We start from the raw sequence: 26,966 nt of genomic DNA, 5'->3' as shown, positions 1-26,966 counted from the left end.
TAGACCTCTACCTCCAAGGATCAAGCACAGCAAGGTGGGGAACACAGCGTGCAGCGGCGCTACATCTCTCTGGTGGCGGCGGGGGTCGCACTCGGTACGACGATCGCCCTGACGGGGTGCGGCAGCACGGGGGGACCGGACGACGTGACCCTCCGGCTGGTCGCCGCCGACTACGGGACCGGCGCGGAGGACTCCTCGCAGAAGTACTGGGACGAACTCGCGGACCGGTTCGAGGCGGGCAACCCCGGTGTCGCGGTCGATGTCGAGGTCCACTCCTGGAAGGACGTCGACCGCAAGGTCGCCGAGATGGTGGCCGACGGCAACGCCCCGGACATCGCCCAGATCGGTGCCTACGCCGACTACGCCAACGAGGACAGGCTGTATCGCGTCGACGAACTCGTCACGATCCCCACGCAGGCCAACTTCCTGCCGGAACTGAGCGAGGCGGGCCAGACCGAGCGGGTGCAGTACGGCCTGCCGTTCGCGGCCAGCACCCGGCTGCTGTTCTTCAACGAGAAGCTGTTCGCCGACGCCGGCGTCGGGGCCCCGGCCGACTGGTCGCAGTTGCGTGCAGCGGCGGAGCGGCTGAAGGCGCGCGGGGTGAAGTACCCCTTCGCCCTGCCGCTCGGCTCCGAGGAGTCCCAGGCCGAGACGATGATCTGGATGCTGAGCGGGGGCGGCGGCTACCGCGACCGCAACGGCGGCACCTACGACATCGACTCCGGGCAGAACGTCGCCACGTTCACCTGGCTGAAGGACAACCTCGTCACACCGGGGCTCACGGGACCCGTCGCGCCCGGGAAACTCGACCGCGCACAGGCCTTCGAGGCGTTCACCCGCGGCGAGGTCGGCATGCTCAGCGGCCATCCCACCCTCATGCAGCAGGCCGAGAAGAAGGGCATCCGGGTCGGGATGGTCCCGATGCCCGGTGCGGACGGCAGGGCCCGGGCGTCGATGGGCGTGGCGGACTGGATGATGGCGTTCAAGCAGAACGGCCACCGCAAGGAGATCGGCCGCTTCCTCGACTTCGCCTACAACGACACGAACGTCCTCGAGTTCTCCGCCCGCTACGACATCCTCCCGGTGACGGTGAGCGCGAGCGAGGCCATGGCGGCGGACGACAGGCACAAGCGCCTGTGGAAGTTCCTCGAGGAGCTGCCGACGTCCGAGCTGTACCCGTCCGGGGAGACGTCCTGGGCGAAGGTCAGCGCGAGCGTGAAGCGCAACATCGGCGACGCCGTCGCGCCGCAGGGAGACCCGGCGGCGGTGCTGAAGCGGATCGCCGACGACGCGGCGAGGGCGGAGAGCGAGACGGACGCGGAATAGCGCGGACGGGGCTGTCCGGGCCGGGTCCTGCCCCCGTTCGGGGCCGGAGGTCTCGGGGCGGCGGGGCGGTCCGCGGACGGTCCCCGTGGGTGCCGCTCGGCGCCGGCCGGCGAGCGGGGCGAACGCCGACCGCCGGGGGCGACCGGGGCCGAGGAGCGGACCGTGCCCCGGGTGGGGGCAGGCCCGGGCGGGCGCGTGTGCCCGAGCGGACCGTGTCCCCGCCCGGGCCAGGTCCGGGCGGGTGTGTGCCGCGTCGCGCTCCTGCCGGGCGCCGGGTGTGCGCCCGGCGCGCAGAAGACTGGCCGGAATCACCCGTTCGCCGGGGGCACTGCGCTGTCCGGGGGGACGGTTATGTTGCTGATATGACCGACGACCTCGACGACCTCCCCGGGCGCGACCGCGCCGTGCTCGCCTTCGAGCGGGCGTCGTGGTCCGGGCCCGGCGCCAAGGAGCGGGCGGTACGCGAAGAGCTCGGTATCTCGCCCACCCGCTACTACCAGCTCCTCAACGCCCTCCTGGACGACCCGCGCGCCCTCGCCCACGACCCCGTGACGGTGAACCGTCTGCGGCGGGTCCGGGAAGCGCAGCGGGCGCGGCGGTGACGCGCCGGGGAGATCGCCGCGCGCCGTAGCTGAGCACGGGCCGCGTCGATAGGGTCGGACCATGGGCAGCTACTCCAACGCACTGCCGGAACCGACCACCGCCGCCGGCCGTGAGGGGCTCGCCGCGGTCCTCGAAAGGCCCTCGGAGAGCGTGGTCGCACTGGACTTCGACGGGACGCTGGCGGAGATCGTCCCGGACCCCGAGCAGGCGAGGGCGCATCCCTCGACGGTGCCCGCGCTGGCACGACTCGCGCCGCTGGTGAAGTCGGTCGTCGTGGTGACCGGCCGGCCGGCCGGAGTCGCCGTCCGGTACGGCGGGTTCGCCGGCGTCGAGGGTCTGGAACACCTCGTCGTCCTGGGCCACTACGGTGCCGAGCGGTGGGACGCCGTCAGCGGCACCGTCCACGCCCAGCCCGAGCACCCGGGCGTCGCCGCGGTACGGGCCGAGCTGCCGGGCCTCCTCGACTCGATGGGGGTGTGGCAGGGCACCTGGATCGAGGAGAAGGGCCGCGCGGTCGCCGTGCACACCCGTCGCGCCGACGACCCGCAGGCCGCGTTCGAGGCGCTGCGCGAGCCGATCGCCGATCTCGCCGCGCGTCACGGACTGATCGTCGAACCGGGCCGCCTCGTCCTCGAAGTGCGCCCGCCGGGCGTCGACAAGGGCATCGCGCTCGCCGAGTACGTCCGCGAGGTGAACGCCGCCGCGGTCGTCTACGCCGGCGACGACCTCGGTGACCTGGCCGCCTTCGCCGCCGTGGAGAAGCTCCGCTCCGACGGGGTGCCCGGACTGCTGCTCTGCAGCGGCGGCGAGGTCCCCGAGCTCGCCGAGCGCGCCGACCTTCCGCTGCCCGGTCCCGCCGCCGTCGTCGGATTCCTCGCCGCCCTGGCGGACCGCATCGGCCCCCACGGCTGAGGATCGACCCGGGTGCCCCGTCCGCCGGGGTCGGTACGGGCCGGCCTGCCTGGCGCGGCACCGGCCACCGTCCGTGCGGGGCGGAGCCCGGCTCGGGCCCGGTCGCGCTCGTACGGCTGGGGTGGGTCCCGGCACACGGATGGGCGGGGGCTGAGCCGGTACGGCCATGGGCGGGTGCGCGCAGGGGAGCGCCGGGAGCACCCGCCCCGTGTCAGCCCGCCCCCGAGACGCCCTCGTCCAGCGCCTGCAGCGCGTGCAGCTGGTCCAGGAACCACTGCTGCGGCGGCAGCGCGGTCGCCGCGGCGGCCAGGCGCTTGCTGCGCTCCGCGCGCTCGGCGTCCGGCATGGACAGCGCCCGGTGGAGCGCGTCGGCCGTGCCCGTCACGTCGTACGGGTTCACCACCAGCGCGTCGTCGCCGAGTTCCGCGTACGCGCCCGCCTCGCGCGACAGCACCAGCGCGCAGCCCGCCTCCGAGACGACGGGGATCTCCTTGGCGACGAGGTTCATCCCGTCCCGGATGGGGTTCACGAGGGCGACGTCCGCCATCCGGTACGCCGCCAGCGAGCGGGCGAAGTCGTCCTTGACGTGCAGGAGCACCGGGGTCCAGCCGGGCGTCCCGTACCGGGCGTTGATCTCCTCCGCGACCCGGGAGACCTCGGCCGTGTAGTCGCGGTACACGGCCAGGTCCTGGCGCGAGGGGTAGGCGAAGGCGATGTGCACGACCCGCTCGCGCCATTCCGGGTGCTCGTCCAGCAGGGTGCGGTACGCGAGCAGTCCGCGCACGATGTTCTTGGACAGCTCCGTCCGGTCCACGCGCACGATCGTCCTCCGGCGGTCCGGTCCGCGCTCGTCGCCGCCGATCTGCTCGCGCAGCGCGGCCATGCGCTCGTCCACGTCCGCCTTGCGCGACCGTTCCCGCAGGAAGTCCGCATCGGCTCCCAGTCCGTGCACCCCCAGCTCTGCCCGCCGCCGACGGTGCCCCCGCAGCCGGTACTCGAGGCTGGGCGGCCCGTCCTTCGGCCAGTGCGGGTCCACGTCGTGGTCGGACAGGACCCGGCGGCAGCAGTCCTGGAAGGCGCCGAGCCACCGCTGGGTCAGGAAGCCCAGCCGGTTCGCCCCGAGCATCCCGAGGAGCAACTGCTCGGCGATGTCGTCCGGGAGCATGCGGAAGTACTCCGGCGGGGCCCACGGAGTGTGCGAGAAGTGGCCGATGCGCAGATCGGGCCGCAGGTCCCGGAGCATGCCCGGTACCAGTGCGAGGTGGTAGTCCTGCACCAGGACGGCCGCGTCCGGGCCGGCCGACTCGGCCAGGGCCTGCGCGAAGGCCTGGTTGTACGCCTCGTACGCCACCCACTGGCGCCGGAACTCGGCGTCGAAGACGGGCTCCAGCGGTGTCTGGTACAGCATGTGGTGGACGAACCACAGGACCGAGTTCGCGATGCCGTTGTACGCGTCGGCGTGCACGGCGGCGTCGATGTCCAGCATCCGGACGCCCGGTTCGCCGATCCCGCGCCGCACCGCCTCGCGGTCCCCGTCGCCGAGTGCGGAGCACACCCACAGGGCGTCCGCCTCGGGGCCGATGGCCGACAGCCCGGACACCAGTCCGCCCCCGCCGCGCCGCGCGTCGAGCGTGCCGTCCTCCCGGAAGGCGTACGTGACGGGGCCCCGGTTGGAGGCGACGAGAACTCGTGCGGCGTGCTCGTGCTCAGAGACCATGTCGCGAAACCTAGCCCTTCCTGGAACCGCTCAAACGTACGGCGGACTCCGTGGCCGGAGACCGTCGGAGATCGTCGGAGACCTGCCCACGACCGTTGGCGCGCAGCCGTCGACCGGCCGCGCGCCGACCCGGGGGACCGGCCCGGGACACCTGCCGCCCGGTCGCTCCGCCGGCCCGGACCCGCCGGTCCGGCCGGGGACCGCCGGGGCGGGCCCAACCCGTGTCCGCCCGGACGACGGCTTCGGACCGCCCCGCGCCGCCCCGGACCGTCGACCCGTCCGGTCGCGTGCCGACGCCAGGCCCGGCCCGGTCGCGTGCCGTCCCCCGACGACGGCACCGGACCGGTCGGGCTCATGTGATCAATGGTTCCCCCGGTCCCGCGTGGCCGCGAGCGCGATGGCGCCGGCTGCCGAGAGGGCCAGGGCCACTCCGCCGAGCAGCCAGAGCCGCTCGCTGTCGTGGCCGGCCGCCGCGATCTGGCCGACGGACCCGCTGCGGTGGGCCGGGGCACCGGCGTGCCCGGCGCCCGCCGCACTGCCGGGGCCACCGGGGGCCGGCGGCACGCCCTGGGCGCCGCCCTCGGCGCCCTCCTCGTCCGGACCGTCCTCGTGGCCCTGTTCGAGGCTGTGGTCGTGACTCTCCTCGTCGCCGAAGTCGGTCCGGGGCGCCCCGAGCTCCCCGACCTCCTCGGCCACGGGCGCCGCCGTGCACCGGGCGTCCTTGCTGCCGGTGGCGCAGTTGGACCGCGGGGACTGGACCTCCAGGCTCCCGCCGAGCCGGCCGTCGCCGCCGTCGCCGCCGTCCTCGCCGCCCACGGTGACCGAGTAGGTGACGGTCGCCGTCCCCCCGGCCGGGATGGCACCGGAGTACGAGAGCACGGGCTCGGCGTACGCGACCCGGCCGAGGGTGGTGCGGGCGTTGCGGTCGTAGACGGCGTCGTCGAGGGTGCCGCCGAGATCGTCGGTGAAGCGCACGTCGGGGAGGTCCCGCTCGCCGTTGTTCGTCGCCCTGATGGTGAACGTGAGGGTGTCCCCGAGGGCGACCCTCTTCGCCGATGCCGTCTTGGTGATCTCCAGATCGGGTGCCGGCGCCGACAGGGCGGCAGCCGCCGGTACGAAGCCCGTGGTGACGGCTGCGGCACCCGCGGCGACCGTCAGGGCCCCGAGGAACCGGGACCGATCGCCTCTGCTGCGCCCGCGGTCCCTCGTCGGTTCCTGGCCGGGCACGGCCCGAACAGGACGGAGGACCCGAGCACCCTGTGAACTCCCATTGCCCATAAGTCCGAAATGTAGACAATCATCCCGGCTGGGCCGTGTTACGCCGCGCCCGTGTTGCGCCGTCCCGCCCGGCTCGCGTACTCGGGGATGTCCGCCATCGGCGGACGCTCCTCCGTGTCCACCGCGTGCGTCCGCGGGACGAACCCGCCCTCGCCGCGCTCGAACTGCGTCAGCGCCGGGCGGACCAGATGCCCTCGCGAGAGGCGCAGCTGGGCCGTGCGGTAGATCGCCGCCGCCATCCGGCCCAGCGCCTGCCCGTCCTGGTGGCTGTGCAGCCGTACACCCACGTCCACCTGTGCCAGCGCGTCCAGGCCCACCGTGTGCAGCGCGTCCACCAGCAGGCCCAGCTCCACCCCGTAGCCGACCGGGAACGGCAGCCGCTCCAGCAGCGAGCGCCGCGCCGCGTACTCCCCGCCGAGCGGCTGGACGAATCCCGCGAGCTGCGGCCAGTGCAGATTGAGCAGCGGCCGGGCCACCAGCTCGGTCACCCTCCCGCCCTGGCCGGGCGCGTCCCCGAGCGGCCGGTCGTACATCGCCTTGACGAACTGCACCTCGGGGTCGGTCAGCAGCGGTCCGACGGTCCCGGACACGAAGTCCGTCGAGAACTCCTTCAGGTCGGCGTCCACGAAGCAGACGACGTCGCCACCGGTCGCCAGGAGGGATCGCCACAGCACCTCGCCCTTGCCGGGCACGGCCGGGACACGCGGGAGTATCGCGTCCCGGTGCACCACCCGGGCGCCGGCGCGTGCGGCGACCTCGGCGGTGCGGTCCGTCGACCCCGAGTCGACCACGACCAGCTCGTCCACGAGCGGCACCGCGTCGGTCATCAGGTCGCGCCGGATCGCGGCGACGATCTCCCCGACCGTCGCCTCCTCGTTCAGCGCGGGGAGCACCACGCTGACCGTGGTGTCCTGCTTGGCGGACAGCAGCCGGTCCAGCGGGCGGTCGGTCACCGACCAGGACCGCCGGGCCAGCCAGCGCTCCACCTCTTCCAGCACGTGATCTCCATCTCGCGGATCGGACGACCGTCTCAAGCGTCCGAGGGTTCGGTTACAGTCTTGAACAACGCGGACCGCCGATGCATGTCGGGGTCGCGCCGGGACAATCGAATACCGCTCATCCAGAGGGGCAGAGGGACACGGCCCGTTGAAGCCCCGGCAACCCTCCAGCCGATCTCGTCGCGCATCGCGGCCGAGGCTCACGGCTAGGGAAGGTGCCAATTCCGTCTCGCGGTGAAACGCACCGCGGGGAAGATGAGGAGAAAGGGCCTCGCCTCCATGGCTGTGCAGACTGTTGCCACCACCGATTCTGCCGACACCGTCGATCTGGGCCCCGCCTCCGGGCTCTCCTGCCGCGAGTGCGGCGAGCGCTTCGCCCTCGGTCCGATCTTCGCCTGCGAAGTCTGTTTCGGGCCGCTCGAAGTCGCGTACGACCTGCCGAGCGGCGATGCAGAGGAACTGCGCAAGCGGATCGAGAGCGGTCCGGAGAACATCTGGCGCTATGCGCCGCTGCTGCCCGTGCCCGCCGACGTGGCGAGCAAGCCGAACCTGAACCCTGGCTTCACCAAGCTCGTCCAGGCCGACAACCTCGCCCGTGAGCTGGGCGTCACCGGCGGCCTCTGGGTGAAGGACGACTCCGGCAACCCGACCCACTCCTTCAAGGACCGGGTCGTCGCCCAGGCGATCGAGGCCGCCCGGGCCTTCGGCTTCACGACCCTCTCCTGCTCCTCCACCGGCAACCTTGCCGGTGCCGTGGGCGCCGCGGCCGCGCGCGCCGGCTTCCGCTCCTGCGTGTTCATCCCGCACGACCTGGAGCAGGGCAAGGTGGTCATGGCCGCCGTCTACGGCGGAGAGCTGGTCGGCATCGAGGGCAACTACGACGACGTCAACCGCTTCTGCTCCGAGCTCATCGGCGACCCGGCCGGCGAGGGCTGGGGCTTCGTGAACGTCAACCTCCGCCCGTACTACGCCGAGGGCTCCAAGACGCTGGCGTACGAGATCTGCGAGCAGCTCGGCTGGCGGTTGCCGGACCAGATCGTCATCCCGATCGCCTCCGGCTCCCAGCTCACCAAGATCGACAAGGGGCTCCAGGAGCTGATCAAGCTGGGACTGGTCGAGGACCGGCCCTACAAGATCTTCGGCGCCCAGGCCGAGGGCTGCTCCCCGGTGTCCGTGGCGTTCAAGGCCGGCCACGACGTCGTCAGGCCGCAGAAGCCGGACACCATCGCCAAGTCCCTGGCGATCGGCAACCCGGCGGACGGCCCGTACGTGCTCGACATCTGCCGGCGCACCGGCGGTGCCGTGGAGGACGTCACCGACGAGGAGATCGTGGACGCGATCAAGCTGCTGGCCCGTACCGAGGGCATCTTCACCGAGACCGCGGGCGGCACGACCCTCGGTGTGGCGAAGAAGCTGATCGAGGCCGGGGTGATCGATCCGTCCCTCACCACGGTGGTCGTCAACACGGGTGATGGCCTCAAGACCCTCGACGCGGTGGCCCCGACCACGGGTATGTCCGCAGTCATCCGCCCCAACCTGGACTCCTTCCGAGAGGCTGGCCTCGCATGAGCGTCAACGTCCGCATCCCCACCATCCTCCGCACCTACACGGGCGGCCGGGCCGAGGTCCCGGCCGAGGGCGCCACCCTCGCCGAGGTCATCGCCGACCTGGAGAAGAACCACACGGGCATCGCGGCCCGGGTCCTGGACGACCAGGGCAAGCTGCGCCGCTTCGTGAACGTGTACGTCAACGACGACGACGTGCGCTTCGAGCAGGGCCTGGAGACGGCGACGCCGGACGGCGCCGGGGTGTCGATCATCCCCGCGGTTGCGGGCGGCTGATCGCCACGCAGAGTCAGCAGAAGTGCCCCCTCCGCAAGCTCGGCGGAGGGGGCGTTTCTGCATGGTTGAGCGCGATAGAGTTGGGGAAGCCCCCTCCGCCGCGTGTGCCAGGCGCATATGAGAATGCGTTCGCGCACGACAAGAAACAGCCAAAGTGCTTGAGCGTGATGCGCAGTAAGTGCGCTTTGTCCGGCCCGACTTGCCCGGGAACGCTCGTATTTCTGCTGAGTCGTCCTTTCGGTCCTGCCCGGAATTCTCGTCCGATTGACCTGTTGCAGACGGCAGTTGGACAGATACATTCAGCCGCGGTCGACGCGTTCCGGCGCACATCCATGGGTCATCCGTATGCCCCTCCGGGCACCGGGGGACACCGCTGGGTGAGGTCTGACCCGGGTCCGCGAAGTGCGGTCCTGTGCAAGGGCCAGTAATAGGGGAGTTAGGCATGGCTCAGGGCACCGTCAAGTGGTTCAACGCGGAGAAGGGGTATGGCTTCATCGCGGTCGACGGTGGTGCGGATGTTTTCGTCCACTACAGCGCGATCCAGATGGACGGGTACCGCACCCTGGAGGAGGGTCAGCGAGTCGAGTTCGAGATCTCGCAGGGCCAGAAGGGGCCGCAGGCGGACATGGTCCGCGTAGCCGGCTGAGCGCCGACTGACTGCAGCAACGTGACGGAGGGTCCGTGCCAGGGGCGCGGACCCTCCGCCGTGTCCTGGGCCTGTTCCGCCGCGGCCGTGTCCGGACCGCCTTCCGTCGCGACCCGCCCGCTCGCCCCCGTGCCCGGGTCGCGGTTCCGGGCCGTGGCCCGACCGCTCGCCGCCGGGTGCGGGGTCGCCACCTGCGAGGTGTGCGGATCGCGCCTCGGCCGGGTCCGGGTCCGGACCCGGCCGCCGTGTCCTGATGGACGCCCGAGTCGCGGGCGCGCCTTGCACTCGCCGGGTCCGAGTGCTAATCATTGGCGTTAGCACTCTACGAGTGAGAGTGACAACGAAGGACCGGGTCGGTGAGGCCCGCAGGCCGGGTGGGGCAAGGAACCACAAGGCGTGCAGGCCGTCCGTCGCGGGCACCAGCGCGGTCCGGAGCAATCCACCCCAGTCCGGGAGGACCACTTCACATGGCCAAGATCATCGCGTTCGACGAGGAGGCACGGCGCGGTCTCGAGCGCGGGATGAACCAGCTCGCCGACGCCGTCAAGGTCACCCTTGGCCCCAAGGGCCGGAACGTCGTCCTCGAGAAGAAGTGGGGCGCCCCCACGATCACCAACGACGGTGTCTCCATCGCCAAGGAGATCGAGCTCGAGGACCCGTACGAGAAGATCGGCGCCGAGCTGGTCAAGGAAGTCGCCAAGAAGACGGACGACGTCGCCGGTGACGGTACGACCACCGCGACCGTCCTCGCCCAGGCGCTGGTCCGCGAGGGCCTGCGCAACGTGGCCGCCGGCGCCAACCCGATGGCCCTGAAGCGCGGTATCGAGAAGGCCGTCGAGGCCGTCTCCGGTGCCCTGCTCGACCAGGCCAAGGAGGTCGAGACCAAGGAGCAGATCGCCTCCACCGCCTCCATCTCCGCCGCCGACACCCAGATCGGCGAGCTCATCGCCGAGGCGATGGACAAGGTCGGCAAGGAAGGCGTCATCACCGTCGAGGAGTCCCAGACCTTCGGTCTGGAGCTGGAACTCACCGAGGGCATGCGCTTCGACAAGGGCTACATCTCGGCCTACTTCGCGACCGACATGGAGCGCATGGAGGCCGGCCTCGAGGACCCGTACATCCTCATCTACAACGGCAAGATCTCCTCGGTGAAGGACCTCCTCCCGCTGCTGGAGAAGGTCATGCAGTCGGGCAAGCCGCTGCTGATCATCGCCGAGGACGTCGAGGGCGAGGCCCTGTCGACCCTGGTCGTCAACAAGATCCGCGGCACCTTCAAGTCCGTCGCCGTCAAGGCCCCGGGCTTCGGCGACCGCCGCAAGGCCATGCTCGGCGACATCGCCATCCTCACCGGTGGCACGGTCATCTCCGAGGAGGTCGGCCTCAAGCTCGAGAACGCGGGCCTGGACCTGCTGGGCCGCGCCCGCAAGGTCGTCATCACCAAGCACGAGACCACGATCGTCGACGGTGCCGGCGAGAGCGACCAGGTCCAGGGCCGGGTCAACCAGATCCGCGCCGAGATCGAGAACTCCGACTCGGACTACGACCGCGAGAAGCTGCAGGAGCGCCTCGCGAAGCTGGCCGGCGGCGTGGCCGTCATCAAGGCCGGTGCCGCGACCGAGGTCGAGCTCAAGGAGCGCAAGCACCGCATCGAGGACGCCGTCCGCAACGCGAAGGCGGCCGTCGAGGAGGGCATCGTCGCCGGTGGTGGCGTGGCCCTGCTCCAGGCCTCCCAGGTCTTCGAGAAGCTCGAGCTCGACGGTGACGAGGCCACCGGTGCCGCCGCTGTGAAGCTGGCCCTGGAGGCCCCGCTGAAGCAGATCGCCGTCAACGCCGGCCTCGAGGGCGGCGTCGTGGTGGAGAAGGTGCGCAACCTGACCCCGGGCCACGGCCTGAACGCCGCGACCGGTGAGTACGTCGACCTCATCGCCGAGGGCATCATCGACCCGGCCAAGGTGACGCGTTCCGCGCTGCAGAACGCCGCGTCGATCGCCGCGCTGTTCCTCACCACCGAGGCCGTCATCGCCGACAAGCCGGAGAAGGCCGCCGCGGCCGCTCCGGGCGGCATGCCGGGCGGTGACATGGACTTCTGATCGACCGCAAGTCGATCGACCGTCCTGAACCGAGGGCGGCACCCCCGATCCGGGGGTGCCGCCCTCGGCCTTTGCGCCCCGGCGCGGCGCGAAGGCCGGGGCGTGCGATCGCGTGCCCGGCAGGGCCCGTCACACCGGCCCCAGGAGCAGCGTGAACCACGTCGTCTTGCCGTCGTCCGTCGGGCGGACGCCCCAGCTGCCCGCCAGCGTCTCGACGAGGATCAGGCCCCGCCCCGACTCGTCGTCGGCGGCAGCCAGCCGGGGCTGGGGCGGATGGTGGCTGTGATCGCTCACCTCCACCGTGAGCTCGGTGCTGTTGCGCCGCATCAGCAGGCGCACCGGCCCCGCTCCGTGCTGGATCGCGTTGGTGACCACCTCGGAGACCAGCAGCTGCGCGTCGTCCGCGACCTGGGCGCAGCCCCAGTCGACCAGGGACTTGGCGAGGAAGGCCCGGGCCCGCGACACCGACGACGGGGTAGCCGGGAGTTCCGTCGCCGCCGTGGCCAGCGGGGCCGCCGGCAGCTGGGCCAGGAGCAGCGTCACGTCGTCGTGGTGGTGCTCGGTGGCGGGCAGGACCGTCGTCAGCACCCGGTCCACCACCGTCTCCAGGTCGTGTGCCGAGGCGAACGCCAGGTCGAGCGCGTCGATGAGGGCGTCGAGCTGCTCCTCGATGTCTCCCGCCGGTGTCTCTATCAGACCGTCGGTGAAGAGGATCAGACTCGACCCGGGAGCGACCGCCACCGTCGTCTGCTGGTGCAGATGGTCCCCGACGCCCAGGGGCACACTGACCGGCGCGTCCAGGGACCGTACGCCGCCGCCCGGCTCCGCGACGAGGGCCGGAAGATGCCCGGCCGAGCAGACGGTCACCTCACCCGCGTCCGGCGCCACGATCAGGTAGCAGCAGGTGACCAGCTGGTCGGGACCGTCGAGCTCGGCGACGATCGAGTCGAGCGAGTGCATCAACTGCCGCGGCTGCATGCCCGTCTTGGCGAGGGCGTGGGCCGCGGACCGCAGTTGCCCCATGATGGCGGCCGCCTCCAGGCCGCGTCCCATGACGTCACCGATGAGGATGCCGACCCGTCCGGCACCGAGAGGTACGAGGTCGAACCAGTCGCCGCCGACGCCCGCGCCCTGGGTGGCGGGCAGATAGCGGCTCGCGGTCTCCAGGCCGCGCACGGCCGGCGGCGTGCCCATCAGACTGCGCTGCAAGGTCAGCGCGACGTGCCGCTGCTGCTCGTACAGGGCCTGGAAGCGTTCCTCGGCGGCTTTTCGTTCGCTGACGTCGCGTACGGCGGCGGAGACGAGGAGTCCGTCGGTGGTTTCGAGGGGGCTGAGGCTGATCTCGACGGGGAACTCGGTGCCGTCCTTGCGGAGGCCGTGGAGTTCGAGTCCGGCGCCCATGGGGCGGACCTGGCGGTTGTGGGTGTATCCGTTGCGGTGTGCGGCGTGGTGGTTGCGGAAGCGGTCGGGGACGAGGATTTCGACGGGTCGGCCGAGGAGTTCGTCGCGTCGGTAGCCGAAGAGGGCTTCGGTCTGGGCGTTGACGAGGCGGATGGTTCCGCCGTCGTCGACGATGACCATGGCGTCCGGCGCTGCCTCCAGCAGCCCCCGGAAGCGTTCCTCGGCGGCTTTTCGTTCGCTGACGTCGCGTACGGCGGCGGAGACGAGGAGTCCGTCGGTGGTTTCGAGGGGGCTGAGGCTGATCTCGACGGGGAACTCGGTGCCGTCCTTGCGGAGGCCGTGGAGTTCGAGTCCGGCGCCCATGGGGCGGACCTGGCGGTTGTGGGTGTATCCGTTGCGGTGTGCGGCGTGGTGGTTGCGGAAGCGGTCGGGGACGAGGATTTCGACGGGTCGGCCGAGGAGTTCGTCGCGTCGGTAGCCGAAGAGGGCTTCGGTCTGGGCGTTGACGAGGCGGATGGTTCCGCCGTCGTCGACGATGACCATGGCGTCCGGCGCTGCCTCCAGCAGTCCCCGGAAGCGTTCCTCCGCGGTACCCGCGCGAGCCCCCGGGCGCGGGATCGTCCGGCAATGACAGCTTCCGGCGGCACCGGTGTCTAGATCGGACTCCGATGCGACCGCCGTGGTGATGCCTTCCATGTTGCCTCCCGGACGGATTCTGCCCATAGCCGTGACCGCGGCAGCGGTATCCGGACATCTCACCGCAACGCATTACGGCATACCCGGAAAGTCCGATTCTGACCAGTGATGTCGATTGCGGAACAGGAAATGGAATCGCCCGTTCAGTGGCGGGGCGGGCCCTCCGGCAGCGCGACACGGGGCCGCCCCCGACCTGGTCCCCTTCCCGTCCGGACGGCGGTTCGCCCGGTCCCGACGCCCGTCCGGTGGCGGCGGGCCAGGGGCGGCGGGAAGCTGAAGGAGTGCGGACGGATGTGCACGCCCATCTGTGGAGCGAGGACTACCTCCGCCTCCTTGAGTCCTACGGCCGGGCCGACACCGGTACGCAGAGGGGCCTGGGGGCGGGGGACAGCCCGGCGGAACTCGACGCACGGTTCGCGATGAACGACGCCGCGGGCATCGACCACCAGATCCTCTCCGTCTCCCCGCAGACGCCGTACTTCCCGGACGAGACCGAAGCGGTCACGGCGGCCCGCCTGGCCAACGACCACTACGCGGAAGTCGTACGCGCCCGCCCTGACCGCTTCTCCGCCTTCGCCGCACTGCCGCTCCCGCACCTGGACGCCTCGCTGGAGGAACTGGCTCGCGCACTGGACCAGTTGGGGATGGCGGGCGCCGGGCTGACGACGTCGGTACTCGGCCGCAGTCTCGGCGACCCCCTCTTCCGGCCGCTCTTCGAGGAGTTGGACCACCGGGACTCGGTGCTGAGCCTGCATCCGGCCGGCCGGGACGCCGGTTCACCGCTCATCGAGCGGAACCGGATGCGGTGGATGGTGGGTGCGCCGACGGAGGACACGATCTGCGCGATGCATCTGATCCTCGAAGGGGTCCCGAGTCGCTTCCCGAGGCTGCGGATCGTCCACGCGCACCTCGGCGGGGCCCTGCCGCTGCTGCTGCCGCGCGCCGACGACCACATCCCGTGGGAGGCGCCCGACGTCATCGAGCTGCCGACGTCCGCCGCCCGCCGGATGCACTACGACACCGTCGCCCACGGCCATGCGCCCGCCCTGCGCGCGGCGGCCGACTCGTACGGTGCGGACCGGCTGATGCTGGGCACGGACTTCCCCTACCAGACCGGGGACAAGTTGCGCCGTGCCGTCACCTTCATCGAGGAGACGCTCGTCCCCGAGGAGGCGGAGCGGGTCCTGGAGGCCGGAACCGGCCTGCTGCCGGCCGAGAGCCCGGCCCGGCTCGGCGGCGGTTCCGGTCACCACGTCAGCCGGCGTAGTCCTTGAGCTTCTTGCGCGCACTGGCCGTACGGGAGCACCTTGGCCAGCGTCCTCACCGAGATGTCGGCTCCGTCCGCGAGCCGGTCGATGTACGCGGCGACGGCGGCCTCGCGCGGTGGCAGGTGCGTGAAGTCCGCTGCGGTGCGGGCCGGTTGGCCCGAAGCGACGCGCTTTCCGTAGCCGGGGCGGGCCATCGGGTGCGGAGCGGCGTGCGCGGGCAGGGAGGGGGCACTAAAACTGGCTGTCAGCCATCCGGATCGACCTTACCGATCTTGTTGGTCAAGCCCCCGCCGGTGTTGGCGCACCTGACGGGGGCTGTTCGTTTTCCGGACACGCCAGAGGGTCGTGACCCTCCGTGGCGAAAGGATCGCCCACAGTCAACTCGCGGGGAGGGTGGGCGGGTCGAGACCCTTCATCATTCCTTGTTCAGAGCGCTCGGAGCCCGAGGCTCAAGCCCCGGGCCCCGTCGTGGTGCTGCTCAGCGGACCGTCTTGACCCCGTCCACGAACGCGGACCAGACGGCGGTCCGGAACACGAGCTTCGGGCCGTCGTGGTCCTTCGAGTCGCGCACGGGGACGATGCCGGGGTGGTCGTCGGCGACTTCGAGGCAGTCGCCGCCACTGCCGCCGCTGTAGCTGGACTTGCGCCAGACAGCGGCACTCAGGTCGTACTCAGGGCTGCTGATCTTCATGGGCGTAATCCTCCGCCACCGATGCGATCAGGGCCAGGGATTCGCGGGGGGACAGGGCGCCGGCCGTGACCAACTCGTAGGTGAGTTTGTGGCGGGTCACTGTCGCTGGATCGTCGTCCAACTGCCCTGAGCCCAGAGCCTGGAGGTACGCGAGTGAGGGTGCGTCTGTGAATTCCATCAGTTTGAGCGCGCCCTCCATTGCCGTGTGCGCTCCCGCATGGAACGGCATCACCTGCACGATCACCCGGTTCCGTCGCGCCAGTGCCTCGATGTGCCGCAGCGCCTCCCCCATCACCGCCGCGCTCCCGACGCGGCGGCGTAAGACCGCCTCGTCAAGGACCGTCCACAACATCGGTGTTGTTGGATCGTCGAGGAGCCGCGCCCGTTCCAGCCTCGCCTCGACCAGTTCGTCGATGACCGCCTCCGTGGCGGTCGGCTGGTAGGCGCGGAACACCGCCCGTGCGTACGTCTCCGTCTGCAGCAGCCCCGGGATCAGCAGCGGCGCGTACTCGCGGATCGTCGTCGCGACCGCTTCCGCCTCCGCCGCCTCGGCGAAGTGGTCCGGGTACCTGGACTTGTTGGCGGCGAGGCAGTTCCGTTCGAAGAAGCCGTTCGTGCCGAGTATCTCGTCGATCCTGCGTGCGACATCCGGCTGCATCCGCCGTGTGCCCGCCTCCAGTTGGCCGATGAACGACGCGCTGACGAAGAGCGGTTCGCCGAGCTCCCGCTGGCTGAGGCCGGCGTTCTCGCGGGCGTGGCGCAGTTCGGCGCCGAGCAGGGCCCTGGGAGAGGTGGAGGGGTCCAGATCCTTCGGTCCAGGCAAGGTCAACTCCGTGTGACACAAGTCGGGTTGTTGGGCCTTCGACACTGGTCAGGCTAGCCCTCCATGACCACGCTGTGTAGGGAACATACATACCGAGAGTGGAGGTGCCGGTTGGTTCCACCATGTCCGAAGGAACGGTTGCGTGCTGCTGAGGAGGTCGTGGCGCAGTTGCGGGACGAGCTCGGCTCGACGGGCGTGACCCTGCCGTCGCTGTGCGTGGACCTCGTGTCGCTCACCAGCGAGTCGGGGACATATCCCCTGGACGACCTGGGGCGCTGCAACCTGGACACCGCGCTGCGGCTCGCCGCGGCGCTCCACGGGGCCCGCGGGTGAACTCGGTCGGGGAGGGCGAGTACGTGATCGACTCGCGGGACGGGCGCATCGGGCGCGTGATGGGGCGCGAGGGGCCGTACGTGCAACTACGGCCGCCGGGAGGCGGCCAGGAGTGGGACTGCCCTGCCGAGGCGCTGAGGCACGTGCCGCCCACCGTACTGCTGCGGGCACGGGTCAGGGAGCGCAACCGGCAGGGGAGGCTGCCCGGATAGGGCCGCGATAGGGTTGGTGACTCCAGTACCAGGACGCCGGGAGGTGAGACCCATTACCGCTGCCGCAGGACCGGGTGCTCGCCTCCGCGTCGCCGAAGGTGTGTGAGAGAGCCCCGTTTCGGAACTTCCGAGAGGCTCCCCTTGTCGTTCTCCTTCGATCCTTCCTCTTCTCTCTCCCTTCCCGCCGATTCTCCCTCCCTTCCCGCCGAAGGCGGCGCCTGGGCCCCGGCGCCGGCCGCAGTTGCGGCCTCCGCCGAGGCCGTCGTCGGCAGACTGCGCGCCGCGGGCTGTGTCTTCGCCGAGGACGAGGCGGAGCTGCTGCTCTCCGCCGCCCGGACGTGTGCCGAACTCGTCGCCATGGTGGAGCGGCGGGCCTGTGGCCATCCGCTGGAACACGTCCTCGGCTGGGCGGAGTTCTGCGGTCTGCGAATCACCGTGGAGCCGGGGGTGTTCGTGCCCCGGCGCCGTACCGAGTTCCTCGTCCGCCGGGCGGCGGCCGCCCGGCCTGACGCCGGGGTGATCGTCGACCTGTGCTGCGGTTCGGGTGCCGTCGGGGCGGCGCTGGCGGCCTCACTGCCCGGTCCCGGAGTGGAGCTGTACGCCTCCGACATCGAGCCGGACGCGGTCCGGTGCGCCCGGCGAAACGTTCCGGAGGGCGCACGGGTTCTCCAGGGCGATCTGTTCGAGCCGCTGCCCGGCGGGCTGCGGGGGCGCGTCGACATCCTGGCCGCGAACGTCCCGTACGTACCGACCGAGGAGGTCGGGCTGCTGCCCGCCGAGGCCCGGGTGCACGAGCCGCTGGTCGCGCTCGACGGCGGCACGGACGGGCTCGACGTGCTGCGGCGCGTGACGGCGGAGGCCGGAGACTGGCTGGCTCCGGGCGGGATCCTGCTGTTCGAGACGAGCGAGCGACAGGCGGCGGACGCGCTGGCGGCGGTCGCGGACAGTGGTCTGGTGCCGCGGGTGGCCACATGCGACGAGTCGTACGCCACCGTCGTCGTCGGGACGAGACCGACCGACTGACGGGACGCCTTCCCCGGGCAAGGCGACGGAGCTCGTGGTGGCGGTTGCGGGCCGTCCCCGGTGGGCCGACGTGCTCGCGGTGACCGACGTGATCGCGGTGGCGGTTGCGGGCGGTGCCCGGTGGGCCGACGTGTTCGCGCTCGCCGACGTGCTCGGCCGTCGAGGGCCGCCGTCCGCTTCTCATGTCCGTCTCATCGGGGACTCAACCGGCCCTCACACCGCCTCCATAGCTTTCGCGCCATGTTCTTCACCTACCTCAGGCGCGAACTGCGCCGCCGAAGGAAGGCGGCACTCGTCGTCGCCTCGGGGCTCGCCCTCGGAATCGCCCTGGTCATCGTCGTCAGTTCGGTCTCGGCCGGCATGAACCAGGCGCAGGGCAAGGTGCTGGAGTCGCTGTACGGGCTCGGCACCGACATGACCGTCACCAAGGCCGCCGCCCCTCCCGAGGAGGGCGCGACCGTGAAGCGGCCGCGGTTCCGCTTCGATGCCATGGGCGGTGACGACGACGCCCGGCAGAGCCAGGACATCGTCATGGTCCAGGGCTTCGAGACGCTCACCGCGTCGACGGTCGCGCGGGTCGCCGGGCAGGACGGGGTCGCGGACGCGGTCGGCGGCCTGAACGTACGGGTCATGAAGGTCGACGGGCAGTTCAAGCCGGGCGAGTTCAGGCAGGAGCCGGGGCAGGCGGGGCCCGGCGGCCCGGCCGCCGGTGAGGTCCGCGGCGGCGGCGCCGACTTCGACGTCGACTCGTTCTCCGTCTACGGAACGGACGTTGCCCGTCAGGAGCTCGGGCCGCTGACCTCCTCGAAGATCACGTCCGGGCGTACGTTCGAGGCGGGCGAGACCGCGGCGGCCGTCGCCGTCGTGGACAGCGCCTACGCCAAGGAGAAGGAGCTGAAGGTCGGTGGGACGCTGACCATCTCGGGCTCGAAGTTCACCGTCGTGGGCGTCGCCACGGCGGACAGCGGGGACGCGGCCGCCGACGTCTATCTGCCGCTCGCCCGGGCGCAGACCCTGGCGAACGCCAAGGACAAGATCACGACCGTCTATGTGAAGGCGACCGACTCGCAGCGGATCGCGGGCGTCAAGGACACGATCCAGAAGAACGTCTCCGGGACGACGGTGACCACGTCCGCCGATCTCGCGCAGACGGTCTCGGGCTCGTTGTCCACCGCCTCCGACCTGGCGGCCGGCGTCGGCAAGTGGCTGTCGGTCGTCGTTCTGGCGGCGGCGTTCCTCGTGGCGGGGCTGCTGACGTCGTCCGCGGTGAGCAGGCGGGTGCGCGAGTTCGGCACGCTGAAGGCACTGGGCTGGAAGAGCCGCCGGGTCACCGGGCAGGTGGCGGGCGAGGCACTGGTCAACGGCCTGATCGGCGGGGCCCTGGGCATCGGGATCGGGCTCGCGGGCGCCTGGGCGATCACCGCGTTCAGCCCGACGCTCACCGCCCAGTTGGGCGCCGGTGGCGGGGGCGGTGCGGGCGGCGGTGGCCGGATGCTCGCCGGCGGGCCGGGCGGCCCCGGGAGGGACGGCGCGTCCAGGGCCCTCGACATCGCGCTCACCGCGCCGGTGTCGCTCACCACGATCGGACTCGCCGTCGCGCTCGCCGTCGCGGGCGGACTGGTCGCCGGCGGGTTCGGCGGATGGCGGGCGTCGCGGTTGCGGCCCGCGGACGCGCTGCGCCGCGTCGAGTAGCGGCCGCCCCGACCCGACGACGAACGTCACCACGCAATACAGGAGTTGAATCACGATGTACGAGCTCACCGGCGTTACCAAGCGCTATCGGCGGGGCAAGGACACCGTCCAGGCCCTCGACGGGGTCGATCTGGCCATCCCGGACGGCGGCCGGCTGGTCATCCAGGGCCCCACGGGCGGCGGCAAGTCGACGCTGCTGCAGATGCTCGGCGGACTGGACCGGCCGAGTGAGGGAACGGTGGTGCTGGACGGGGTCGACCTCGCGACGCTACCGGAGGCGCGGCTGACCCGGGTGCGGGCCGAGAAGATCGGCTTCGTCTTCCAGGGCTTCAACCTGGTGCCGACGCTCACGGCCCAGGAGAACGTGGAGACCGCGCTCGTCCCCCTCGGACTGAAGGCGGTCGAGCGGCGTGAGCGGGCGGGCGATGCGCTGGAGTCTGTGGGGCTGGGGGAGCGGCGGGGCCACCTCCCGGGCGAGCTGTCCGGTGGTCAGCAGCAGCGGGTCGCCATCGCGCGGGCGCTGGTGAAGCGGCCGGCGGTGCTGCTGGCGGACGAGCCGACGGGCAATCTGGACGAGTCCATGCGCGACGAGATCATGGAGCTGCTGGAAGGGCTGTGGGAGGAGAACGGGCTGACGTTCGTGATGGTCACCCATGACTCGGCGCTGGCGCGGAGGGCGCCCAGGGTGGCGACGATCAGGAAGGGCCGGGTGACGATCCGGGAGCAGGCGGTGGGCGCGGCCTGAGGGCTGTCCCGCCGGGCGGGAGGGCACTCCCGGTTCGCCCGTCCCGACGCGCGTGGGGCCCGGCCCGCGTTCCTCCGGGGACGCGGGCCCGTTCCGTCTTCCGGGCCGCCGTCAGTGGGTGCCGCCCGCCCGTCGCGTGACGGCGGGGCACGGGAGGAGCGGCGGGCGTCGGCGCCGTGTCAGAGGCGGAGTGCCTCGCGGAGGTGACCTCCGGCACGCTTGAGGAGGTCCGCGGCCGTGGGGGCGTCCACATCGGCGAGGAGCATCAGGATCGCCGTCTTCACCTCGCCGTCCGCCGCGGTCAGGGCCGTCTCGACGGCGTCCTCCGGAGCGTCGGTCGCCAGCGACACGATGCGGCGGGACCGGGCGCGGAGCTTGTCGTTCGAGGCGCGGACGTCGACCATCAGGTTCCCGTACGTCTTGCCCAGGCGGATCATCGTGATGGTCGAGATCATGTTGAGGACCAGCTTCTGCGCAGTGCCCGCCTTCAACCGGGTCGATCCGGTGAGGAGTTCGGGCCCCACGACCACCTCGATACCGTGCTCCGCGGCCGCTGCCAGAGCGCTGTCCGCGTTGCAGGAGAGGCCGATGGTGAGGGCGCCGGCCGCACGGGCGTGCTCGACGGCGCCGATCGCGTACGGGGTGCGACCGGAGGCGGAGACACCGACCACGGTGTCGAGCGCCGTCAGACCGAGACCGTCCAGGTCGGCGGCGGCCAGCTCCTTGGAGTCCTCCGCGCCCTCGACCGCCTCGACCATCGCCGAAGGGCCGCCCGCGATCAGGCCGACGACCTCGTCCGGACCGGTGTTGAACGTCGGTGGGCACTCGCTCGCGTCCAGGACGCCGAGCCGACCGGCCGTGCCCGCGCCCGCGTAGACCAGCCGGCCCCCGCGGGCCATCCGGTCGGCAGTCGCGTCGATGGCGGCGGCGATGGCCGTCAGCTGTGTGGCGACGGCGTCGGGGACGGTCCGGTCCTCGCCGTTCATGAGGCGGGCGATCTCGGCGGTCGGGAGCCGGTCGATGCCGGCGAGCTCGGGGCGGAACGCCTCGGTCGTCAGGCTCTCCAACTGCGCGCGCAGTTCGGCCGGTCCGGGGGTGGAGGTCATGGGAGGCGGCCCTCTCGGGTGGTTCAGCGGGTGCGGGGGCTGTGGCGGTGCGCAAGGGCCTCGTACGAGGCGGCGAGGGCCGGCGCGGCCGCGTCGTAGGTGAGCTGCATCACGCCGATGAACAGGCAGTCGACGACGAGGAGCTGGCCCGTCCGGGAGGACATGGCGGCCGGGCGCAGGTCGGTCTCGCGCGCCGTCGAGGTCGTCAGCACGTGGTCGGCGTACTGGGACACCGGCCCGTCCGGACGGCCGGTGATCGCGACGGTCGTCGCCCCGTGATCGAACGCGACGCGGAGCGGTTCGACGATGTCGCCGGTCGAGCCGGAGTGGCTGATCGCCACGGCGGCGTCGCCCGAGCGGAGCTGCACGGCGTTGGTCACGGCGAGATGGGGGTCGCTGTGCGCATGTGCGACCAGACCGATGCGCAGCAGCTTCTGGGCGAGGTCCTGGGCGACCAGACCGGACGCCCCCACGCCGTAGATGTCGATGCGGCGCGCGGTGGCGAGGGCCGTGACGGCGGCGCCCAGCTGGACGGTGTCCAGGCCGGCCGCGGTGTCGGCGAGGGTCTGCTGCTCGTCGTGCGCCAGCTTCGCGACGACGTCGGCTATCGGGTCGTCGACCGCGATGTCCGCGGTGACCGCCGGGGCGCGGCCGGACTGCTGCTGGGCGGCGAGACCGGCGAGCGCCAGACGCAGGTCGCGGTAGCCGGGGTAGCCGAGGAGCCGGGCGGTGCGGACGACGGTCGCCTCACTGGTGCCGGTGAGCTCGGCGAGGCCCGTGACCGTGAGGGCCGCGCAGCCGGCGGGGTCACCGGCGACGGCTTCGGCGACCCGCTGCATCGAGCGGGTCATGGACGGGGAGAGCGTGCGGACCTTCGCGGCGAGAGCGGCGGGGGCGGGCGGGGCGTCACCCGTGCCGGTGCCGGTGCCGCTCGGGCCGGTGGCGGGGCTTCTCGTGCCGCCGGCGCCGGGGCTGCTCGCGCCGGAGCCACCTGCGGCGGACGTGGCCGGCCCCGGACCGCCGGGGGCGCGGGACGTGCCCGGCCCGCTCGGAGCGGCCGCGCCGGGGCGTCTGCCGGCTCCCGCGGCGCTGAAAGAATCCTTCAGGTTCTTCGTCACCCTTGAAAGATATTTTCGCCCACTGTGAACGGTCAACCCCCTTTGTCCTGTGGACGGGCACTCGTGCGGACGGGACTCGGGAGACTCGCTCCGTGGGCGGTGCCGGCGGGGGCGGGTGACGTGAGCCGCGCTGAGGGCTCACATCCGAAAGGGTGACAATGGCCGTATGGACGTCAACCCTCTCGAGCAGGCGCTGCACGCCGCCCGTGCCCTCGTCCTCGCGGATCTCACCGCCCGTGACGTGGCGCACGCAGAGGTCGTCTCCCTCGTCGAGGAGGCGGTCAGGGAGCGCCGTTGGTGGGTCGAGCAGTGGCCGGAGGGCGCGGAGTACGTGGCCGGGCTGATCGCCCAGGACGTACAGGACGCCCTGCTGGAACGGTACGGGCGGTGGCCGTTGTGCCCGGTCTGCACCACCGGCGAGCCGCACGCGCTGGACGTGGAGCCCGAGTTGGGCCCCGACCCGCACTGGGTGTGCGGGAAGGCGGGCGTGGTCGTCGCGCCCGTCGGCGGACTGTCGTGACCGTCTACATCGATCCGCCGACCTGGCCGGGGCACGGGATGCTCTGGTCCCACCTGGTCAGCGACGTGTCGTTCGAGGAACTGCACACCTTCGCCAGGTCGATCGGCTGCCCCACACGCGCCTTCGAACGCGACCACTACGACGTGCCCGCACACCGCTACGAGGCCGCCGTGCGGGCGGGCGCCGTCGAGATCGGGTCGAAGGAACTGGTCCGGAGGCTCACGGAAGCGGGCCTGCGGCGGCGCAAGCACGGCGGAGGGCGGTAGGAGGGCGGAGGGCGGTGGTACGGCGGGCGGCGGTAGTACGGTGGGCGGCCCTCCCGCGGATGCGGGAGGGCCGGTGTGCGCGGGGGGACGGTCAGCCTGCGCAGCCGGTGATCATCCCGCTGGGGCTGCAGTTGTCCGGGTCGTTGTCCTTCACTCGGGTCCGGACGAGGGTGACCTTGGAGCCGGACGCCTCGAAGACACCGCCACCCTCCATGACGGCCTCGTTCCGGGTGACGGTGGTGTCGGTCAGGACCGTGTTGCCGCTGTTGTTGAACACGCCACCGCCGCGGGAGCCCAGGCCGGACGTCCGGTTGCCGATGATGTCGGTCGACTCGGTCGTGGCCTGGTCGTCGTTCCAGAGGCCGCCGCCCTCGGTGACGGCGAGGTTGTCCTTGAGGACGCTTCTGCCGATCCACACCTTGCCGATGTTGTGGATCCCGCCGCCCCGCTGGGCCGAGTTCGCGTTGACGCTGCTGTGGCCGATGGTGAGAACGCTGGAGTTGAAGATGCCGCCGCCGTCCGTCCCCGCGGTGTTGCCGACCACGCTGCCGGATTCGATGACGGCGGTGCCGCTGGACAGGATGCCACCGCCTTCCTGGCCCGCCGTGTTGCGGTCGACATGGCTGGAGCGGAGGTGCAGGTGGCCCGCGTTCTGGATGCCGCCTGCGTTGCCGACTGCCGCGTTCCTGTCGACACTGCTCTTGGTGAGGGTCAGATAGGCGTCGTCGCTGAGGGCGATGCCGCCCCCGTTCTCGCCGGCCGTGTTCCTGTCGACGGTGCTCGAATCGATCGTCAGTACACCTTCCTCGCTGTCGATTCCACCGCCGTCGCCCCCGGCCACATTCCTGTCCACCTTGCTGGAACGTACGATGACGCGCCCGCTTTCGTTGTTGACGGCACCACCGTTCCCGTCGGCCGCATTGTGGGTGAGTGTGACGGAACGCAGGAGCAGAGTGCGGCCCTCGTTGACGAAGACCGCGCCACCGTCACCGGCCAGGCCGTCACCGTCGGCGTGGCCGTTGCGGACGGTCAGGTCGTCCAGTGTGAGAAAGCCGGCCGGGGCCGCGACCTCGAAGATGCGGAACTCCGGCGTGCCGGACGCACTCGAACGTTCGACGCTGGTGCCCTTGCCGCCGCGCAGGGTGATGGGGGTGGTGACGAGGGGCAGGCCGTTGGGTCCACCACTGGGGCCGCTGTTGTCGATGGCGTCGAGCAGGTACCGGCAGCCACGAGCCAGTGCGATGGTGCCGCCGCCCTTCCCGTTGGCGTTGTCGATCGCGTCCTTGAGGGCGTCTGCGGTGCAGGCGATGCGGTTGTTCTCGTGGTCGGGGTTGAGAGCGGCGGCCCGGACCGTGGTCATCGGTACGACGGCCAGGGTCAGGGCGACGGCGCCGCCCGCGCTCGCGACGAATCTCATTGGGCGCTCCAGGAGAAGACTGACGGGTCTTTACGTCCCCCCGAGCGACCCTCGCCCCGGCGCCGCGCACCGGCAACCGAGGCGCCCGCCATCCGGCGCAACCCCGTGCGTCCCGGGGCGGAAGCGTCGGGCGGGAACGGACGGCCCGTGCCCTTGCGTCAGGCCGTGCCGCAGCGCGTCGCGCCGGTGTCCAGACTCGCCGCGGACGAGACGACCACGCGGCTGTTCCCGGGGGCGGCGCCCGCTCCGCGGCGCTCGAACCGCAGGGCCAGGGCGACGAGCCCGAGGGCGACGGCGGTCATCGCCGCTCCCGCCCACGCCGTGGCGGCGAAGCCGAGGCCGGCGTCGATGACCGTGCCCCCGAGCCAGGGGCCGCTGGTGTTGCCGAGGTTGAACGCGGCGGTGGTGGTCGCGGCGGCCAGCGTGGGTGCCGCGCCCGCGACGTTGAACATCCGGGCGTTCAGGGCGGGGGCGGTGAAGAACGACGCGACGCCGATGAGGAAGGACAGGCCCACCGCCGGCACCGGCGACTCGGCGGTCAGGGCGAGCACGGCCAGCAGTACCGTCGAGGCGGTGATGCCGCCGAGCATCACGCCGAAGAGGTGTGCGTCGGCGATGCGACCGCCGACCGTCGTGCCGAGAAGTGCGCCGATGCCGAAGAGGCCGAGGACGGTCGGCACCCAGCCGTCTCCGAGTCCGGCGACATCGGTGAGCAGCGGCGCGAGGTACGAGAAGACGCAGAAGACCCCGCCCGCGGACAGCGCGGTGACCGCGACGGCGAGCCAGACCTGGCGGTCGCGGTAGATGGTGAGCTCGCGGCGCAGCAGCGGCTTCTTGTCGGGCACGGGGATGGGCGGGATCCTGGTCAGCACGCCGACCAGGGCCACCGCCGACGCCGCGCCCACCGCCCAGAACGCCGAGCGCCAGCCGAGGTGCTCGCCCAGGAAAGCGCCGGCCGGTACGCCCAGCACGTTGGCGATCGACAGCCCGCCGATCATCACGGCCATCGCGCGGGCGCGCGCGTCGAAGGGCACCATCGCCATTGCCACGGCCGCGCCGACCGCCCAGAAGCCGGCACAAGCGAGGGCGCTGACCACCCGGGACACGAACAGGATCTCGTACGTGGGAGCCAGCGCGCCGGCGACCTGGCCCAGCCCGAAGACGGTGATCAGGGTGATGAGCGTGGCGCGGCGCGGCAGCCGCAGCGTCGCCACGGCGAGCAGCGGCGCGCCCACGACCATCCCGATGGCGAACGCGGAGATCAGCAGCCCCGCCCGGGGGATGGAGACGCCCATGTCCTCGGCGATGGGCGGCAGCAGCCCGGACAGCATGAACTCGCTGGTACCGAGTGCGAAGACCGAGAGGCCGAGGATGTAGACGGCCAGTGGCATACGGGGGCGTGAGTCGGCGGTGGCTGCGGGCATGACAGTGCCCAACAGTCGGATGGCGCCTGTCATTCCCGGATTCCGGAACCATCCGCATGGTGGACGAGGCGCTGCAGCTCCGCCGCTGCGTTGCGCCGTGCGGCCTCTTCCCACTCCCGCTGTCCGTACGGGGTGCGGAACAGCTTCGGCAGCGCGAGGAGATGGCGCAGGACGTCGGCCCGGCCCGCGCGGAAGGCGTCGTCCGGGACGAAGCCGTACTCCTCACGCACGGCGGCGGCATACCTCGCGTAGGCGTCCGGCGGCGAGGCGAGGATCGCCAGGTCGGCGTCGCAGAGGACCTTGCCGTTCGCGTCGTCGTCCTGGGCTTCGTGGGTGCGGGTGAGCAGCACCAGCCGGGACACCTCCGCGACGCCTGCCCGGCCGATGCCCAGTTCGGGAAGGGCGCGCTCGGCGAGGCGGGCACTGCGCTCCTCGTTGGTGGAGCGCTCCGGCAGGTACACCGCGTCGTGGAACCAGGCCGCGAGGCGTACGAGGTCGATGTCGTCCGCGTACTCGGCGAGCGTGTCGATGCGGTCCAGGACCGCGACCAGGTGGTCGGTGGTGTGGTAGCGCCGTTGCGGCTCGGCCCAGCGGCCGAGCAGGTCGTCGGCGTACCGGTCCGGTCCTGGCAGGGAGGAGGCGTCCGGTGCGCGGTCGGCGGCCGCGGCCACGGTGGCGGCCCAGCGTCGGCGGAGATCGTCGTGGGCGGGGTGCTGCGGAAGCGCGGGCATGGCCACATTGTCCGACCGGCCGGGGGACCGGACCGCGCCGGGGCGCTTCTCCCGGGCGGCTGCGCATCCCCCGGGAGCTGTGGAGGCGC

General features: G+C 71.8%; 26 protein-coding genes, 1 pseudogene and 1 riboswitch. Of the genes and pseudogenes, 15 read left to right on the top strand and 12 right to left on the bottom strand.

Features of this window, described 5'->3' with window-relative positions; all coding sequences use genetic code 11:
* The first annotated feature begins 48 nt into the window (after positions 1-48).
* From AB0J10_RS23155 to otsB, 3 genes are all read left to right on the top strand, one after another.
* Complete coding sequence (locus tag AB0J10_RS23155; protein ID WP_363064384.1) at positions 49-1,326, top strand: extracellular solute-binding protein; 1,278 nt, start codon at positions 49-51, stop codon at positions 1,324-1,326.
* Positions 1,327-1,688: 362 nt separating this feature from the next.
* Entirely contained in the window at positions 1,689-1,928 is a 240-nt protein-coding gene (locus tag AB0J10_RS23150; protein ID WP_363064383.1) for a DUF3263 domain-containing protein, read from the top strand.
* A 61-nt stretch (positions 1,929-1,989) separates the two neighbouring features.
* Positions 1,990-2,841: a trehalose-phosphatase gene (gene otsB / locus AB0J10_RS23145; protein ID WP_363064382.1), complete on the top strand. Its 852-nt coding sequence runs from the start codon at positions 1,990-1,992 to the stop codon at positions 2,839-2,841.
* Between the two features lie 211 nt (positions 2,842-3,052).
* On the opposite strand, the gene AB0J10_RS23140 is transcribed toward otsB, so the two are convergent.
* The 3 genes from AB0J10_RS23140 to AB0J10_RS23130 all read right to left on the bottom strand — a co-directional run bounded on the left by AB0J10_RS23140 (position 3,053) and on the right by AB0J10_RS23130 (position 6,834).
* The gene (locus AB0J10_RS23140; RefSeq protein WP_363064381.1) at positions 3,053-4,558 is read right to left on the bottom strand and encodes a trehalose-6-phosphate synthase; all 1,506 of its coding nucleotides are present in this window, start codon (positions 4,556-4,558) and stop codon (positions 3,053-3,055) included.
* A gap of 360 nt (positions 4,559-4,918) precedes the next feature.
* A complete protein-coding gene (locus AB0J10_RS23135) occupies positions 4,919-5,785 on the bottom strand; it encodes a DUF11 domain-containing protein (protein ID WP_363064380.1) in 867 nt (288 codons plus the stop codon).
* An 89-nt stretch (positions 5,786-5,874) separates the two neighbouring features.
* On the bottom strand, positions 5,875-6,834 hold the full coding sequence (locus AB0J10_RS23130) for a glucosyl-3-phosphoglycerate synthase (RefSeq protein ID WP_363064379.1): 960 nt from the start codon (positions 6,832-6,834) through the stop codon (positions 5,875-5,877).
* A 115-nt stretch (positions 6,835-6,949) separates the two neighbouring features.
* Positions 6,950-7,096, top strand: a riboswitch (SAM riboswitch).
* Positions 7,097-7,113: 17 nt separating this feature from the next.
* On the opposite strand from AB0J10_RS23130, the gene thrC reads away from it, so the two are divergent.
* From thrC to groL, 4 genes are all read left to right on the top strand, one after another.
* Complete coding sequence (gene thrC, locus AB0J10_RS23125) at positions 7,114-8,403, top strand: threonine synthase (RefSeq protein ID WP_363064378.1); 1,290 nt, start codon at positions 7,114-7,116, stop codon at positions 8,401-8,403.
* Positions 8,400-8,675 carry a MoaD/ThiS family protein gene (locus tag AB0J10_RS23120; RefSeq protein ID WP_283299638.1) on the top strand — a complete coding sequence of 92 codons (276 nt, stop codon included), beginning with the start codon at positions 8,400-8,402 and terminating at the stop codon, positions 8,673-8,675. Before thrC ends, AB0J10_RS23120 begins: the two co-directional genes overlap by 4 nt.
* A gap of 442 nt (positions 8,676-9,117) precedes the next feature.
* Entirely contained in the window at positions 9,118-9,321 is a 204-nt protein-coding gene (locus AB0J10_RS23115) for a cold-shock protein (RefSeq protein WP_003986833.1), read from the top strand.
* 467 nt (positions 9,322-9,788) lie between these two features.
* Complete coding sequence (gene groL / locus AB0J10_RS23110) at positions 9,789-11,411, top strand: chaperonin GroEL (protein WP_363064377.1); 1,623 nt, start codon at positions 9,789-9,791, stop codon at positions 11,409-11,411.
* 129 nt (positions 11,412-11,540) lie between these two features.
* Here the strand turns inward: groL and AB0J10_RS23105 are convergent, their stop codons facing one another.
* Positions 11,541-13,508, bottom strand: a complete 1,968-nt coding sequence (locus tag AB0J10_RS23105; protein ID WP_363064376.1) for a PAS domain S-box protein — start codon at positions 13,506-13,508, stop codon at positions 11,541-11,543.
* A gap of 293 nt (positions 13,509-13,801) precedes the next feature.
* Here AB0J10_RS23105 and AB0J10_RS23100 point away from each other — a divergent pair, with 293 nt between their 5' ends.
* On the top strand, positions 13,802-14,782 hold the full coding sequence (locus AB0J10_RS23100) for an amidohydrolase family protein (RefSeq protein ID WP_363064375.1): 981 nt from the start codon (positions 13,802-13,804) through the stop codon (positions 14,780-14,782).
* An 8-nt stretch (positions 14,783-14,790) separates the two neighbouring features.
* Here the strand turns inward: AB0J10_RS23100 and AB0J10_RS23095 are convergent.
* The 3 genes and pseudogenes from AB0J10_RS23095 to AB0J10_RS23085 all read right to left on the bottom strand — a co-directional run.
* Positions 14,791-14,970: pseudogene (locus AB0J10_RS23095) on the bottom strand (hypothetical protein); the annotation flags it as partial.
* 284 nt (positions 14,971-15,254) lie between these two features.
* Complete coding sequence (locus tag AB0J10_RS23090; RefSeq protein ID WP_363064374.1) at positions 15,255-15,467, bottom strand: DUF397 domain-containing protein; 213 nt, start codon at positions 15,465-15,467, stop codon at positions 15,255-15,257.
* Positions 15,448-16,290, bottom strand: a complete 843-nt coding sequence (locus AB0J10_RS23085) for a helix-turn-helix transcriptional regulator (protein ID WP_363064373.1) — start codon at positions 16,288-16,290, stop codon at positions 15,448-15,450. Before AB0J10_RS23085 ends, AB0J10_RS23090 begins: the two co-directional genes overlap by 20 nt.
* Positions 16,291-16,428: 138 nt before the next feature.
* Here AB0J10_RS23085 and AB0J10_RS23080 point away from each other — a divergent pair, with 138 nt between their 5' ends.
* The 5 genes from AB0J10_RS23080 to AB0J10_RS23060 all read left to right on the top strand — a co-directional run bounded on the left by AB0J10_RS23080 (position 16,429) and on the right by AB0J10_RS23060 (position 20,295).
* The gene (locus AB0J10_RS23080) at positions 16,429-16,623 is read left to right on the top strand and encodes a hypothetical protein (protein ID WP_363064372.1); all 195 of its coding nucleotides are present in this window, start codon (positions 16,429-16,431) and stop codon (positions 16,621-16,623) included.
* A complete protein-coding gene (locus AB0J10_RS23075; RefSeq protein ID WP_363064473.1) occupies positions 16,620-16,835 on the top strand; it encodes a hypothetical protein in 216 nt (71 codons plus the stop codon). Before AB0J10_RS23080 ends, AB0J10_RS23075 begins: the two co-directional genes overlap by 4 nt.
* Before the next feature lie 273 nt (positions 16,836-17,108).
* Positions 17,109-17,858, top strand: a complete 750-nt coding sequence (locus tag AB0J10_RS23070; protein ID WP_363064469.1) for a putative protein N(5)-glutamine methyltransferase — start codon at positions 17,109-17,111, stop codon at positions 17,856-17,858.
* A gap of 240 nt (positions 17,859-18,098) precedes the next feature.
* Positions 18,099-19,550, top strand: coding sequence for an ABC transporter permease (locus AB0J10_RS23065; RefSeq protein WP_363064371.1), 1,452 nt, complete (start codon positions 18,099-18,101; stop codon positions 19,548-19,550).
* 55 nt (positions 19,551-19,605) lie between these two features.
* A complete protein-coding gene (locus AB0J10_RS23060; RefSeq protein WP_363064370.1) occupies positions 19,606-20,295 on the top strand; it encodes an ABC transporter ATP-binding protein in 690 nt (229 codons plus the stop codon).
* A 179-nt stretch (positions 20,296-20,474) separates the two neighbouring features.
* On the opposite strand, the gene murQ is transcribed toward AB0J10_RS23060, so the two are convergent.
* Positions 20,475-21,401, bottom strand: a complete 927-nt coding sequence (murQ, locus tag AB0J10_RS23055; RefSeq protein WP_363064369.1) for an N-acetylmuramic acid 6-phosphate etherase — start codon at positions 21,399-21,401, stop codon at positions 20,475-20,477.
* Positions 21,402-21,424: 23 nt separating this feature from the next.
* Entirely contained in the window at positions 21,425-22,519 is a 1,095-nt protein-coding gene (locus AB0J10_RS23050; RefSeq protein ID WP_363064368.1) for a MurR/RpiR family transcriptional regulator, read from the bottom strand.
* 166 nt (positions 22,520-22,685) lie between these two features.
* Between AB0J10_RS23050 and AB0J10_RS23045 the strand changes: the two genes are divergently transcribed.
* Both AB0J10_RS23045 and AB0J10_RS23040 read left to right on the top strand, forming a co-directional pair.
* A complete protein-coding gene (locus AB0J10_RS23045; protein ID WP_138054553.1) occupies positions 22,686-23,039 on the top strand; it encodes a hypothetical protein in 354 nt (117 codons plus the stop codon).
* Positions 23,036-23,305 carry a DUF4031 domain-containing protein gene (locus tag AB0J10_RS23040; protein ID WP_269729730.1) on the top strand — a complete coding sequence of 90 codons (270 nt, stop codon included), beginning with the start codon at positions 23,036-23,038 and terminating at the stop codon, positions 23,303-23,305. The genes AB0J10_RS23045 and AB0J10_RS23040 overlap by 4 nt, the downstream gene beginning before the upstream one ends.
* A 91-nt stretch (positions 23,306-23,396) precedes the next feature.
* On the opposite strand, the gene AB0J10_RS23035 is transcribed toward AB0J10_RS23040, so the two are convergent.
* The 3 genes from AB0J10_RS23035 to AB0J10_RS23025 form a co-directional block, all read right to left on the bottom strand.
* Positions 23,397-24,722 carry a hypothetical protein gene (locus tag AB0J10_RS23035; protein WP_363064367.1) on the bottom strand — a complete coding sequence of 442 codons (1,326 nt, stop codon included), beginning with the start codon at positions 24,720-24,722 and terminating at the stop codon, positions 23,397-23,399.
* A gap of 158 nt (positions 24,723-24,880) precedes the next feature.
* A complete protein-coding gene (locus AB0J10_RS23030) occupies positions 24,881-26,113 on the bottom strand; it encodes a Cmx/CmrA family chloramphenicol efflux MFS transporter (protein ID WP_363064468.1) in 1,233 nt (410 codons plus the stop codon).
* A 62-nt stretch (positions 26,114-26,175) separates the two neighbouring features.
* A complete protein-coding gene (locus AB0J10_RS23025; protein WP_363064366.1) occupies positions 26,176-26,877 on the bottom strand; it encodes a hypothetical protein in 702 nt (233 codons plus the stop codon).
* Between the last annotated feature and the right edge of the window lie 89 nt (positions 26,878-26,966).

This window comes from Streptomyces sp. NPDC049887, from assembly GCF_040656535.1.
Lineage (GTDB): Bacteria > Actinomycetota > Actinomycetes > Streptomycetales > Streptomycetaceae > Streptomyces.
The sequence above is the reverse complement of the archived record's forward strand: the minus strand, read 5'-3'. Positions and strand labels throughout refer to the sequence as shown.